Below are 13,870 nucleotides of genomic sequence, written 5' to 3'. Positions count from 1 at the left end.
ATAATACTATTCGTGCATTAAAATTTATGAATATATACATTTAATTATTAATAGAAATTCTATGATTACTTATTTTTATCTTCTGATTCTTATTGATAAATAGTTTAAAATTAACTTTAGATTAACTTTATTTTGCCATGATGGTAATAATTAGATAGGTTTAGGATATTTTTATGAGAGGCGGGAATTTATCATGTGTGTTTTATTAAAAAGGGGGCGTTTATTTGTACAGAAACGTGTTGAATTTTTCATTATATTGTATTCTAAGTCTTTTTATATATTTAACAATATATTTCGTCGCTATAAAACCTGCTATTATTACTGCAACATCCATGGATTATAATAGGATGCAATTTGTTTCGCTATTACTTCTACTCATTTTAGTTTCTATGATATATGGTCTAATAATGAGAAAATTAATTCGTCATAATTCTAGATCCTCCCATTCTATTGCAAACGAAAGTTTTTTATTTATATTTAGTCATATTTTTACTGCACTTATTCTCTTTTTTATTATATCTATTTAGACTGTTAAACGAGTACCAAGTAAGATGGAATTTTATTCAATTTTTTAGAAAATGATTACAGAGAAATATTGAAAAGCATATCACAACGAAAATATAGTTTTTTTCAGCGTGATAAAGAAAGAGATATAGCCATTATAACCTCATTTTAGAGACTAGACTTCGAGTTTCTGAGGTAGCTAGTCTTAACTATATCTAGTATAAACTTCCGTCAGGGCAAAGTAAAAGTGACGCGTAAAGGGAATAAGAGATCTTCCGTATTAGCTACTCGCTCTTGCTTAGATGATATTCAGGAGTACATTAAGGTTCGTCCTAGTAAATATAACTGCCCTCAAGATGAAGACTTACTTTTCGTAACAAACTATAAAGGGAAATATACACAGCTAACTGTTAGAGCTATACAGAAGTTATGTGACAAATATTCAAGTGCATTTGATGAGAAGCGTAGCCCTCATAAACTACGACACACATATGCTACCAATCATTATAAGGAAAACAAAGATCTTGTATTACTTCGAGATCAAATCGGCCATACTTCTGTGGAAATTACTAGTATCTATACAAATATTAATATTAAGAAGAAACGTGAAACTATTGATCGATTAGAGAAAAAGCAGTTTGTATAAAGAAAAAGCATCCTATTTAGGATGCTTTTTCTTTATTTATTACACACATCACAGCATATAATCCAGCAAAGAATAATCCAACTTTAAAACCAAATCTTTTATTGATGATTATGTAACTCAAGCGCTTTATAAATATAGAAATAAGCTTCTTTAGAGGTCTTTTTCAAAGTATTAATATTTTTCATACGCCAAATATGATCTTCACCTTGTCTCGACATACTAACCGGGATTTCAACTTTCCAATCATGCATATTATCCTCGTTAAATCGCTCAATTTCCAATTTCCCGTTTAAAAGTAGTTGCGCTAAATAAGCTGCTTTTGATGCACTAATTACAGCATTACGCATAATATACTGTTTACTAAAGATAAAATCTGTAATGCGATTAACACCGTCTTGTAAGTCTTTAAACTCATCATTGCACACTGAACCTTGCGCACAAATAATTAAAGATGTGTTAAATATATCCTCCAAAACATCATTTTCATTCAATTCTTTTTTGTCTCTATACCTTAGTTCTTGTAGCGCAAATTGATAAAATGTGCGTTTTACAATTTCTAAATCACTAACTTCATCAAAGAGATTTTCAATGTCAAATAATTGCTTTATAATCTCTAATTCCTTTTCTTTCATATAAGGTATACCAGTCGTCAAAGGTGCAAAAGCAGTTAATTTATCTCCTAGTATACATTCAACGGTAGGCATTTTAACTTGAACTTCCGGATCCTCATGATCAATGAAATCACACTTGATACTTCTATAAGTAGTTTCTTCATAATGACTTTTTTCAAATAAAACATCTAGAAGAATATAGTGCGCCTGTGATTCGTTTACTGCTGATTTATAATGAAGTTTATAGTGAGACTTTGGAACATCATTTGCTTTTCTTTCGCTTTCTTCCCAATCATTGAAGACGCTGCTTTCCTCTACTAGTTCAGAAATAATTGCCTCTAGCTCTTTTTTTGTTTCTTCATTCTTTTCCTTTTCAACGATAATATCAATATCAATAGAAAATCTATGAATATCATTTAATAATAAAAGTAACGATGTTCCACCTTTAAAAATAAAGTTTAGTTCACTTTGACTTAACAATTCTAATAAGTGTAAAGCTTTAGTCACTTTTTCTACGAGCTCTGGATTACTTCTAGTTCCTCTACCTCTTCCTCTCGCGCTTCCAAACTTCTTTGATAGATCCGTAATCCACTCACTTTCAAATGTCCTAGTTGCAATCATGTAATATCCCCCATTACAATTAAAAATTAATATTGGTTTCTTCATTTAAAAATTTTAACACTTTATCCAATACACCACGTTTACTGGCATATTGTTTTATTGTAGATCGTTTTATTGTATATTCATTAAATAAGTTCTCTATTATATTAACTTTTTCTTTCCCTTGATATGACGCTAATATTTTTTCATCGATGAATAAATCTACAATAATTGCTTCTATCTTGGGAACAGTAAATTTATCTAGTTGCAAAGTTGGCTTGTGTAATACTAGGGATGAAACAATTGTACTATACCCGTCTTTTAGCATGTAATTAGTCGCCGTAGTATCTCGTAGAGCTAATACTATATTTTTTTCGTTTAAATATAAAAAGTTGAAAATATCATTTATTAACGCCGATTCTACTTCAATAATTATATTCATTGTATTAGGTTGATGAACCATAAAATTATTAAGCCATTTTGTTTCCCATATGACAAAATCCACATAAGGAAATTCATTTTTTAACTTTCTAAAGATCCGCTTCGCATCCTTAGACAGATTTGGTATAAACAAAATTTCGGAGCCTATTTCATAAACGCCTCGCGAGACAGTCTTGATTACACCTTGCTGTTTTAAATGATACACTCTCCATCTAAATGTTGTTTCCTTTAAATCATCTTCTTGCTCTTTGTAAAATTCAAAGAGCTCTTTTGTTGTAAATCTTTGATTAGCAAATTTTTCTTTTATTTCAAGTTCTCTCATTACTGACACTTATACATTACTCCTTCATTTCTTATTGTTATGATACTAAGTAACAGCAATTCTAAATAAGCATTTTTCTATTTCTTCTGTACTCAAATCCTAATTAAAACCATTTTAATCATTAAAACCAAACAAGTGGCATTAAACACAATTAAATGACGTTTATTGGATTTTAATTTACTCATAAAACAAGACATAAATTAATCATCTAACATTTGACATTAAACACAATTAAGTGACGTTTGTTGGGTTTTAATTTACTCATAAAACAAGACATAAATTAATCATCTAACATTTGGCATTAAACACAATTAAGTGACGTTTGTTGGATTTTAATTTACTCATAAAACAAGACATAAATTAATCATCTAACATTTGGCATTAAACACAATTAAGTGACGTTTGTTGGATTTTAATTTACTCATATAATAAGACATGAATTAATCATCTAACTTTTGATATTAAACACAATTAAATGATGTTTGTTAGATTTTAATTTACTCATAAAATCAGACATGAATTTAACATCAAACTTTTGACATTAAACACAATTAAATGACCTTTGTTGGATTCTTAATTTACTCATAAAATAGAACATGAATTAATCATCTAACTTTTGGCATTAAACACAATTAAGTGACGTTTGTTGGATTTCTTAATACAATTATATTAGCATTTACTCATAACTTAATCAAATACTATCATATCGTAAATTTCATTTTTTCTTCATCAAACATTTAGCATTTATATGCTTTTAATGACGTTTGTTGGTTTCATAAACGTACTGAAACATATTTTTTATTTTCCCATCAAACATTTAGTATTTATATGCTTTTAATGACGTTTGTTGGATTTATAAACGTACTGAAACATATTTTTTATTTTCCGATCAAATATTTAGCATTTATATGTTTTTAATCACGTTTGTTGGTTTCATAAACGTACTGAAACATATTTTTTTTTCCTATCAAACATTTAGCATTTATGTGCTTTTAATGACGTTTGTTGGATTTATAAATGTACTGAAACATATTTTTTATTTTCCTATCAAACATTTAGCATTTATATGCTTTTAATGACGTTTGTTGGATTTATAAACGTACTGAAACATATTTTTTATTTTCCTATCAAACATTTAGCATTTATATGCTTTTAATGACGTTTGTTGGATTTATAAACAACTATTTCTTTTAACTAATGCATATAACAATAAATTTCCATATAAAAATAATACCCATTTTAAAAGAGATATGAATTACTTATGCCATCTTTATGGTAATTAAATAAGATTTTGAATGAACACAATTCTTATTTTCTCATTGATATAGTAGCTATATTTAATATCATTTACTCAATATTCGACTTTTAAAATTGCTTGATGTTTTTATTTCAATACAAGATCATCTTTAAATTCTCTTCTTGTTAATTTTTCTAAAAACAATTCATCTTTCTCTAAAGTTTTATTAGAAAAGACATTAAAAATCTACGGAGAAGTTTGTAGCCGGTTGTACTTACATATCGTTATTAACAATTAATATCTTGATTTTAGGTGATATTAGATCCCACCAAGATTTGATTGGAATAAACTTCTGAATCCCCCGAGAGAGAGTAATCAAAAATTATTGAAACTCTAAGAGTTGAATAACCAGATGAATCGAAGGGAAAGTTAAGCGAACATGTGTTACTTTAAAAAGTTTCGTCTTAAAGGAGGAAGTCAAGTATGCCTATTGAAGAATCACAAAACACCCCTTGGACACGGAAACATGATGATCCACGGAGAAATTTCATATCTCACGCTCCGAAAATTGTCTACCCTAAATCATTAGAAGAATTAATTGAACTTTGCCAAAACAGGCCTTCCGGTCAGCGTTTCAAAGCAGCGGGAAGTCACTGGGCTCTTTCGGAAGCAGCGGTTAGTGACCACACATTTATCGAAACTAACGACCCTCGAGAGATTCATCCCGCTATGGGAAAGACTCTTACAAATGTTATACCTAATTGCCTGAACCGAGACTACATCAAGCACATGGTTGAAACCGAGAAAGAAAAAAAGCAGAAGTCATACCTAATGCATGTCGAATCGGGTAAACGGATCTATCAACTCTACGCCGAACTAGATCAGATTGTTAATATTGGCGATAAGAATACTTTGGCAGGCTTTATTATTGACCAAATTGACAATACAGCCGATTATAGTGGACCATGGGGATTCGCCACCCTCGGCGGTGCTGGCGGTCAGACTATCGTTGGAGCACTAAATACAGGTACACATGGTGGAGATTTTGATCGTCCCCCCATCGCTGATGCAGTAATGGCGATACACCTTGTAACTGATGGCGGTAAACACTACTGGATTGAACCGGAAGCCACTAATCATCCACAACTTACTGATGATTCCATATTGAAAAAAGAGTTTAGAAAAAAAGAGTTTGGCGGCCCCAAGAATTTCGATGTCATTAGAAATGATAATTTCTTCAATGCAGTGCTTGTCTCCGCTGGCAGATTTGGGATAATCTATTCCGTTGTGCTCAAAGCAGTGTCTCAATATTCTTTATATGAGCGACGACGACTACATATCTGGCAAGACATTAAACATCAAATTAAAAACCGTAACAGTTCATTATTTAAAGATATTGCGATTCCACCCAATCCAGTTTTCTATCCGCATACTGCCGTAGTCGGAGAACAACGATTTTTACAAATCTCTATTTGCCTTACCCCACATAAGAACTTTCAACGAAACCTCGTGGGTGTTACCAAGCGTTGGGAACTTGAACTACCCACAACAGACCCACAAGGTCGAAAAGAGCGCGTTGGACACATTGTAGAACCATACAACGAGCGCATTCAGGGGCCGCTTTTCTCAAAAGCCGGTGTAAATCACGAGTACCGTTCTGATCCTGATAATCCCCACACGGCCGGTAATCCTACTCTACTGTCGCGTGCTTGTGCTGATTCTAGTTTCCTCAAGGGGTTGCTTTCAGAGACAATTAAGGATATCGAGGAATTTGTAGACAGCAACGGAACTGTCATTGCCCCCGGAATTGCCGCAATTGCGGCTGCAGGAGGTAGTGGCTTACTGGCATTAATCCCTCCATTTTTACTAATCCTGGTTATTCTTCGTGAACTTCTGGAACACTTTAACGACGATACACGCCTAGGCGAGCAAATGGAGAAAATCAAGAATGTGCTCCTTGCTCCTGAAAATCCTAATCCACTCCTTCGTGCCGCTGGATTATTTGCCTGGCAACTGTTCGCATATAAAATTTTCCAATTGATGCAGGGTGATCTTGATTTCGAAGCAATTAGCTATGCAGTCATGGATCAAAAAGATTATCTCAATAAATGCGAGGTTAACGTTGATTCAGTCGAAGTCTTCTTTGATGCAGTCGATGAACGATTAATCGCATTTATTGATGCATTGATTGCATATGAAACCATGCAAGAGTTTCAAGGAAAAGCATTTGTAGGGTATGCCAGTCTTCGGTTCACAGGGCAGACAAGAGCCCTAATCGGGATGCAGAAATTCGATACAACATGCTCCGTGGAAATCGCCTGTCTAAAAGATGTCAGCGGCAGTCAGGATTTGATTAACTATGCGGTTTCATTAGCAAGGAATCCTAACATCAACGGACTATTACATTGGGGGCAGCGCAATGACTGGACGATGGCTGAGGTTGAACGCATTTATGGGGACAGCGCACTTAATCCAGGCGGAAACCTTGGATTATGGCGGCAAGCACTAAGTTATATCACTCAAAACGGCAGATTAGATGGATTCAGTAGCAAATTTACTCGACATACCGGACTCGAGGTTGTTGTACCCACAATTAAGAACTTCAGAATTGACAAGTCTATAGCACAGAAAGACGAAACTGTAGAAATCCGTTGGGATTGCTCGAATAATCCGCCGAAAACACGAATCCAGATTATAACAGTTACACCTGCCGGTGAAACCATTGAAACTAGTCAGCTCTCCTTGTTCAGCAAGTATATGTTAAAGCTCACCGAAAGTGGGATTTACACAATCAGCCTTATTGCAATCAAGAAAACAAATGGTGTCGATAGGCAGGATAGTCGTCAGACAATCGTCACCGTAGTATAAGGAGGAATACTGTACAAATGGCAGAAACATTTTTTGGACCGTGGAATATCACCCTTGACCTTGTCGATTCTCATTTTCATCCAAGCATATTCATATCGGGGTCTGAAAATTCTGACGGTATATATCATGTGAAATTTGGAGATACATTAGATCTTGCTGTCCAAGGAGAAGAATGGACTATCCAAATAGATTGGTTTTCATCCAGTCAACAGCAATATTTACCATGTAACGTGCATCGTGTAACGAATTTCATCGTAGGTAAAGGCTTAATTGTGGAACTGGGTGCAATTATGGAGGATTACTTCATCCTCTCAATGGTATGTACTTCTACAGATCCTGAGACAAATCCTATACCTTCAAATAATCCCTACAACTTTACCCTTCCCGGTAGATAGTTTTAAAAATTGTTCTGTAAATCATCGCATCTGAAACAAAAGATGAATTAAAAGCCTTTCATAAAGAACGACAAAGCAGGCTTAGAGGAGTATGCAAAGTATTTTTCATATCATATAAAAGAGGAAAAACATTTGTACTTTCCTTTTTTATATGATGAATAGATCTTTTGACATCTTCTTTAAATAGATACAAAGAGGTATAAACAATATATCTTAATATTTGTACATAAGGCATATTAGATTTTAACAAAGTAAATCATGTTGCAACTCTTATATATATACATCCATTTATAGCTTCTGGGTAATCATTAAATCATTCTAACCAATCCGAAATTAGCTCCGCCACAGAGGATATTCCAGATTTTGAGCAAAATTTTAATTGTCTATTTCCTGTTGTAATAATTGTGTTTAAATCATCTAGAATTAGACAGATTATATATGAAGTACTCACATTTCCGATACTATATTTCAAATTTTCTCCTCCCTATCATTTTTTTCTTCCAATGCAATGTGTTTGTTATACCACTTATTTATTTTCCCTTTGTAATACTTTTCAACTTCGTAATCTGGAATCCAAATTTCACGATCATAGATCTTACTCATTACACTTTCTAAAACATCCTCATGTTCTCTCGGTTTCAATCTACGATTATGAACCTTAATCTTCTCTATATAAGCCTCTCTCAGCCAATTTGATATGGTTTCACACTGTTTTTGCTTTAGGTGAGACCATTTCTTATTAGTTTGTAGTAATTGCCCCTTAGAATCCCTTGTGTGATTCTTCATAGAACGCCACCTTCCCTACTTTATTTTTACATATTTCTTATTCGAACCGAAACACAGCGCATTCCAAATCGAGCCACAGCTTATGTCGTGCCAATTTTACGAATTGTGCCTTTCGGGAAATCATTTATTCTTTTACGTAATGTCGATGATTCAATTCCCCACTCTTCTATAGCATCCGTACTACTCATAATTTCGTTATCCAATAGGTTAAGCTCTCCCCAATCAACATCTTCAAAATTAAATCCGTCCATCTCTAACTACTGCAGCATGTCTTTTTCATCCCCTTTTACCGCAAACAAATTATGATCCTTTCCCTGATGGACTTCTTCTAACATTTCTACATTTAGATACTCATGGTCAATTACCTCAATTGTACTATTCTCAGATATATAATAATAGATATCTTCTTTTAAAATATAAGTGGGTTGTTTTAATTATCTTATTTTTCTGAATTTTATTGAAAAATAAATGTTAAATAGTTAAATACAAAGTGTGTTTTGCTACAATGGTAATATATAACATTAGCATACTTCTATAGGATGGGGGAATATATAATGATTGTTTCAGTAAAGGGGAACGAGCAAGTTACCAAAATGTTAAATGACTGGTATATAGAGATACGTGCCAGACATGTAGGAAAGGCACATAATTTAAAACTTGAGATTGATCAAAAAATACATAACATTGAAGAAGATCAAAACCTACTTTTATACTATGCTCTTTTAGACTTTCGTCATCAATATATGCTTGATAGTTTAAGTATTGGAAAAGATAGTTTTGATAAAGTAGATTCATTGGGTGTACCTGCAGATCAGTTTTTACAATACTACTACCACTTCTTTAAAGCTATTCATTCAAATATTACAGGTGATTTTACATGTGCAAAAGAACATTATAATCAAGCTGAATTACTCTTAAAACACATTCCGGATGAAATTGAACATGCTGAATTCCATTTTAAATTATCAACTTTTCATTATCATATTTATAAACCGCTTGCTGCAATCAAAGAAGCTACCAAGGCTAAGGATATCTTTAAAAAGCATGCAGGATATGAAACTAATATTGGATTATGTGATAATTTAATTGGATTAGCTTGTACTCATTTAAAACAATTTGAGGAAGCTGAAGAACATTTCATTACAGCTATTAATACATTCAAAAAATCTGGTGAAGAAAAGAATATCACGTTTATACGCCATAACTTAGGTTTAATGTATTCAGGTCAAAATTTATCTGAACTAGCAATACGATACCTCTCTGAAGTAATACAAGAACTCCCTAAAGATTATAAAGCAATCTTTATTAAAGCTAGGGAGCATATGAAAATCGGTGAGTCCAAAGAAACTTCTAATCTTATAGTGAAAGGCTTAGAGATTTGTAAAGAGCTAAAGAATGAGGAATACGAACATCACTTTTTAATTTTAGAAAAATTGAATCAAAAGGTTGCTGCTGACGAATTAGAGAAGACAATTAAAACAGGAATTTCTTATTTTAATAGAGAAGACCTACATGAATATGTACAAGAATACGCTAAAAAGTTAGCGGTTTTATTCCATCAAGAAAATAACCGTTCAAAAGCAAGCGATTATTTTTATCTTAGCCATCAAGCAGAAGAACAAAACTTTGAAAAGGAGGCTTTAAAATGAAAAAAGTAATGTTTAGCTTAATTGGATTAACAGCCGTATTCACGTTTATGTTTAACGCTAACAATGTAACTGATACACAAAAAGCTCTTAGCGAGGATAAAATCGCACAATATGCTCACGGCCATACTGGTGGATGATAAATAAACAAAGGTCTTCACTTCATTGTGAAGGCTTTTATTTTTATATAGGATCCCCTTGCAAGAATAATATATAAATAACGATATATAAAAACATTATAATTATACTGATCTTTTTGCACCCATAAGAAGGATCTAAAAAGATCGGAACATTAAAGAGAGGAAGAAGCTATTAATGCATACACAAGAAAATTTTTATAAGAAATTAATAGAGGAACAAAGATTAGTAACGATATTTTTACTAAACGGAGTAAGAGTACCTGGAATCATTATCGCTGTTGATAAATTTTCAGTGCTAGTTTCCAGTCATGGAAAGCAACAATTCATTTACAAACAGGCTATTTCAACAGTTTCTTTATAAATATCAGTTTAAAATCCAATTTGAATTATGTTCATTTATGAATTAGTTAAAAATAAAAAAGGAATCCTTAGTAAAAGGATTCACCCCAGGAAATATGCATAAATAAAAAGAACTAAGTTGATTATAATATAAAAGTAAACAAAGCATATTGAGAAAAAATAAGATTGAAGTTTGATAGGAAAGAATAATGTTTGTTATACTAAATGTGCAAAAATATATGCAAAATTACAAATAAAATAAGGGCAGCCATATCAGGCTGCCCTTATTTTATCTTTAATCTTATAATCTGCTATTTAGTTTGAACTAATTATAAACCTAGTACACTAACAATCTCGCATGCTTTGGAATTTGCAACATGATAGTACATCTCCAACCCTCTTCTCTCCGCGCGGAGAATCTTGCCACGCATCTTAGATAAAAAGAAAAATCCCCCTTATCGAAGCAAAGGTGATTTTTCTTTTTATATTATTTTCCTAAAATGAACTTAGCAACTTCATCTAATATCATTTCTTTACCTAGTGGGAAGTAACCTTTGTTTACATCCGCATTACTAATTGTATACACGTGGTTGTTTTTAACAGCGTTCATGTTTTTCCAAATTGATTCTTTCTGGAATTCTTTTAAGCGCTGAGAACCATCACCAGTTGTAAATACGAATAAATAATCTGGATTGTAATTGATTAATGCTTCTTTTTGCACTTGTACTAATGGTTCATCCATAGGAGTACCTTCAATTGCTGGTAATTTTAAATCTTTAAAGATTACACTACCGTAACCGTAGTCACCGTATACACGGAATGCATTTGGATATGCGGCCATTTTCATAAATTTAGCATCGCCAGTTTTTGCAACGATTTTGTCATGTAATTTATTTGCTTTTTCATCGTACTTTTTAAACCATTCTTTTGTTTCTTTTTCTTTACCGAAGATTTGACCTACTTCTTCAAATTTTGGACGCCATTGGTCTAATGGAGTGTTTAACATAACTGTGGGTGCAATTTTAGATAATTGATCATAAATCTTTTCTTGACGATTGTTTACTAGAATTAGATCTGGTTTTGCAGCAGCTACAGCCTCGATATTAATTTTATCGCCCCAAGCGGAGCCAACTGGTTTTACATCTTTCAATTTTTTCTCAATATGTGAATCAATTTTTTCCTTTGTTGTGTTTGCAGTAATAATTGGTTTCATACCAAATATTAATAATTCCTCAGTTGAACCGCTAAGATCAGCAATTTTCTTTGGATTTGCAGGGATTTTAATTTCCCCTTTTGCGTGTTGTACAGTGCGCTCTTCGGCCTTCGCATCTGCTTTTTTTTCTTCTTTGTTAGAAGAACAAGCTGCAAATAGTATAGAAGTAACAGCTAGTACCATTGCTAGTAATGCCATTTTAAAATTCTTCATGTTCCCACTCCTTCTAGATGTATTTTTCTTATAAGTTGTATTGAACTATAAGAATCAGAAAACAACACTTAATTATTATATTTGAATTAATTGTTGTTAATCACCCGTTCTAACGGGTGTTGAACTTCCTATTCGTAAATAAGAAGTTCAACACCCACTAGAATCTCCCTCTTCCTAAATTGCGAAGAAGATGAGATTTCATTTGTGCTTTTTTCACCATTGATTATTAATTATCATTAAATTATACGTTAAATAAATCGTTTGATAGCTTACTAGACATGGAACGATTTAAGCCTTAACTTCAAATACGTTACCAATTGTTTCACTTATCATAACTTCATGTGGTATTCCTTGTTTCATTAACTTCTCAACTTTTAATGTAATCATATAATCTGAAGAACGAGAAGCATGATTTAAATCGTAAATAACCATAACAATCGTTCTTTCTTCTTCTTGATTTAACTTCTTCAGTAAATTTAATAATTCAAGTTGATGAGCCATATCTAAGTATATTTTTGGCTTATATAGCATGAGTAAATCTGTCCCTTGTACAAGAAAGCCATCATAATTCGTACATCTTAACGCTGCCCATCTAATAGTGCTTACGCTGAACGGTTTACAATTGTCCATATAACTGTGACTTCGGGTAACATATCAATATTAAAATGAGATACATTCTCAATTAATAACATAAGATTTTAAATGCGTCGAACTTACTGAAAATGATTATCATTATCACATATTATATATTACCTTTCATCCCAAAAGGCTGTCAACTATTATTTTGAAATATGAATCCATCAATATTTTTCTCCTGTTCAAAAGTCCACTACCATCACTGAGGTGAAACGTTTCAGTGGGGGGCTTGAGTTAGAACTCTAGGTTTTTTCGTCTATAGCTAGACAGTTTGACGTCCTAGAATTCATGGCACCTTACGGTAACAACCCAAGTAAGTTTTTGCTTGGTACTGGAAATGAACTACCGTTTTCTCGCTTGCACCACCCTTTTGAAAAAGAGAAATTCTTCCTTGTGGAAGAGCCACCACTCAGATTACTTCTAGGAATCATCAGCCTAATATGCTTCTACTGGATTCCAATCCTATTCTGAATTTTATCTTCTCTCAAGTCTCCCAAGAATCTCTTTCCCGAGCATCTGGTTTATACAAATCTCTATTCATTGGATTTATACATATCCTTTTTGCTAGATTTCACGATGCGGAAAAGACCATATCGGACTTTAGTCAGTCTTTAGGCATGGGATAAACAGATTCTTTTTTCATAGAAAAACATCAAAGGTTTTTTAAAAATTTAAGAAATCCATTATATACCTCCATACACTCTTTAAACATAGCAGTAGCTTCGTTGCAATATAATTGATAACTTTGAATATTATTGGCTCCCATTTGTGCAATATTTTTCAATTGCAATTGTTTATTAGCAGCAACTCCAAAGATTCTTACCAGTGAATCCTGTTTATCCATTATTTCTATCATTGTATAATTAGCAAGATCTTTCGTAAATAAATCACTATATCGCTCAAACCTATTCATGTAATTAATTGCTGTTTCAAAACATTGTACAGCTTCTATATACTCTATACAGGATCGCCAATAATTTATATCCATATAGGACCTAAATAGTTTATTACTTTGATGTTTTTGAATTTCATTTATCATTTCCAATGCTTGTCCTATCTTATTAATAAATAATTGAAAATCCCCCACGTAGCGAGGTATAGAATTATTAAGATCCGTTGTAAATAATTTTAAATCTTCTAGTGAAATTTCCTCAATTCTTTCATTCCCATTATATATCATTTTAATTTTCAACATTAAAATCCCCCAAATTCCAAAATATAGATCATACATCATTATAAAGACACATGCATTTATATACAATCAAAGCTAGAA

Annotated in this window: 11 protein-coding genes and 4 pseudogenes; 7 read left to right on the top strand and 8 right to left on the bottom strand. The window is 32.5% G+C overall.

What is annotated here, in order from left to right:
- The first annotated feature begins 224 nt into the window (after positions 1-224).
- Both ACZDYH_RS27500 and ACZDYH_RS27495 read left to right on the top strand, forming a co-directional pair.
- A complete protein-coding gene (locus tag ACZDYH_RS27500; protein WP_002164368.1) occupies positions 225-527 on the top strand; it encodes a hypothetical protein in 303 nt (100 codons plus the stop codon).
- A 41-nt stretch (positions 528-568) separates the two neighbouring features.
- A pseudogene (locus ACZDYH_RS27495) lies at positions 569-1,150 on the top strand (tyrosine-type recombinase/integrase); the annotation flags it as partial.
- 98 nt (positions 1,151-1,248) lie between these two features.
- On the opposite strand, the gene ACZDYH_RS27490 reads toward ACZDYH_RS27495, so the two are convergent.
- Positions 1,249-2,382: a nucleotidyl transferase AbiEii/AbiGii toxin family protein gene (locus tag ACZDYH_RS27490; protein WP_474887631.1), complete on the bottom strand. Its 1,134-nt coding sequence runs from the start codon at positions 2,380-2,382 to the stop codon at positions 1,249-1,251.
- A gap of 19 nt (positions 2,383-2,401) precedes the next feature.
- The gene (locus tag ACZDYH_RS27485) at positions 2,402-3,124 is read right to left on the bottom strand and encodes a DUF6577 family protein (RefSeq protein ID WP_474887681.1); all 723 of its coding nucleotides are present in this window, start codon (positions 3,122-3,124) and stop codon (positions 2,402-2,404) included.
- A gap of 1,720 nt (positions 3,125-4,844) precedes the next feature.
- Between ACZDYH_RS27485 and ACZDYH_RS27480 the strand changes: the two genes are divergently transcribed.
- Together ACZDYH_RS27480 and ACZDYH_RS27475 are read left to right on the top strand one after the other, a co-directional pair.
- The gene (locus tag ACZDYH_RS27480; RefSeq protein ID WP_474887630.1) at positions 4,845-7,229 is read left to right on the top strand and encodes a hypothetical protein; all 2,385 of its coding nucleotides are present in this window, start codon (positions 4,845-4,847) and stop codon (positions 7,227-7,229) included.
- Positions 7,230-7,246: 17 nt separating this feature from the next.
- Complete coding sequence (locus tag ACZDYH_RS27475) at positions 7,247-7,624, top strand: hypothetical protein (RefSeq protein ID WP_474887628.1); 378 nt, start codon at positions 7,247-7,249, stop codon at positions 7,622-7,624.
- 468 nt (positions 7,625-8,092) lie between these two features.
- On the opposite strand, the gene ACZDYH_RS27470 is transcribed toward ACZDYH_RS27475, so the two are convergent.
- A complete protein-coding gene (locus ACZDYH_RS27470) occupies positions 8,093-8,410 on the bottom strand; it encodes a transposase (protein ID WP_474887627.1) in 318 nt (105 codons plus the stop codon).
- 80 nt (positions 8,411-8,490) lie between these two features.
- Positions 8,491-8,823 (bottom strand): annotated as a pseudogene (locus ACZDYH_RS27465) (helix-turn-helix domain-containing protein); the annotation flags it as partial.
- A 141-nt stretch (positions 8,824-8,964) separates the two neighbouring features.
- Here ACZDYH_RS27465 and ACZDYH_RS27460 point away from each other — a divergent pair.
- The 3 genes from ACZDYH_RS27460 (at position 8,965) to hfq (ending at position 10,557) form a co-directional block, all read left to right on the top strand.
- Positions 8,965-10,059, top strand: coding sequence for a response regulator aspartate phosphatase (locus tag ACZDYH_RS27460; protein WP_474887625.1), 1,095 nt, complete (start codon positions 8,965-8,967; stop codon positions 10,057-10,059).
- On the top strand, positions 10,056-10,196 hold the full coding sequence (locus ACZDYH_RS27455) for a hypothetical protein (protein WP_175550440.1): 141 nt from the start codon (positions 10,056-10,058) through the stop codon (positions 10,194-10,196). Before ACZDYH_RS27460 ends, ACZDYH_RS27455 begins: the two co-directional genes overlap by 4 nt.
- 175 nt (positions 10,197-10,371) lie before the next feature.
- Complete coding sequence (gene hfq, locus ACZDYH_RS27450) at positions 10,372-10,557, top strand: RNA chaperone Hfq (RefSeq protein WP_001996252.1); 186 nt, start codon at positions 10,372-10,374, stop codon at positions 10,555-10,557.
- Between the two features lie 307 nt (positions 10,558-10,864).
- Here the strand turns inward: hfq and ACZDYH_RS27445 are convergent.
- The 4 genes and pseudogenes from ACZDYH_RS27445 to ACZDYH_RS27430 all read right to left on the bottom strand — a co-directional run.
- A pseudogene (locus ACZDYH_RS27445) lies at positions 10,865-10,975 on the bottom strand (ArsR/SmtB family transcription factor); the annotation flags it as partial.
- A gap of 47 nt (positions 10,976-11,022) precedes the next feature.
- Complete coding sequence (locus ACZDYH_RS27440; protein ID WP_474887620.1) at positions 11,023-11,961, bottom strand: ABC transporter substrate-binding protein; 939 nt, start codon at positions 11,959-11,961, stop codon at positions 11,023-11,025.
- 213 nt (positions 11,962-12,174) lie between these two features.
- A pseudogene (locus tag ACZDYH_RS27435) lies at positions 12,175-12,516 on the bottom strand (ATP-binding cassette domain-containing protein); the annotation flags it as partial.
- A gap of 733 nt (positions 12,517-13,249) precedes the next feature.
- Entirely contained in the window at positions 13,250-13,792 is a 543-nt protein-coding gene (locus tag ACZDYH_RS27430; protein WP_474887618.1) for a hypothetical protein, read from the bottom strand.
- Between the last annotated feature and the right edge of the window lie 78 nt (positions 13,793-13,870).

It is taken from the genome of Bacillus sp. EB V-12 (genome assembly GCF_056158125.1).
Note: the sequence above shows the minus strand (reverse complement) of the source record. Positions and strands in the feature narration are given on the sequence as shown.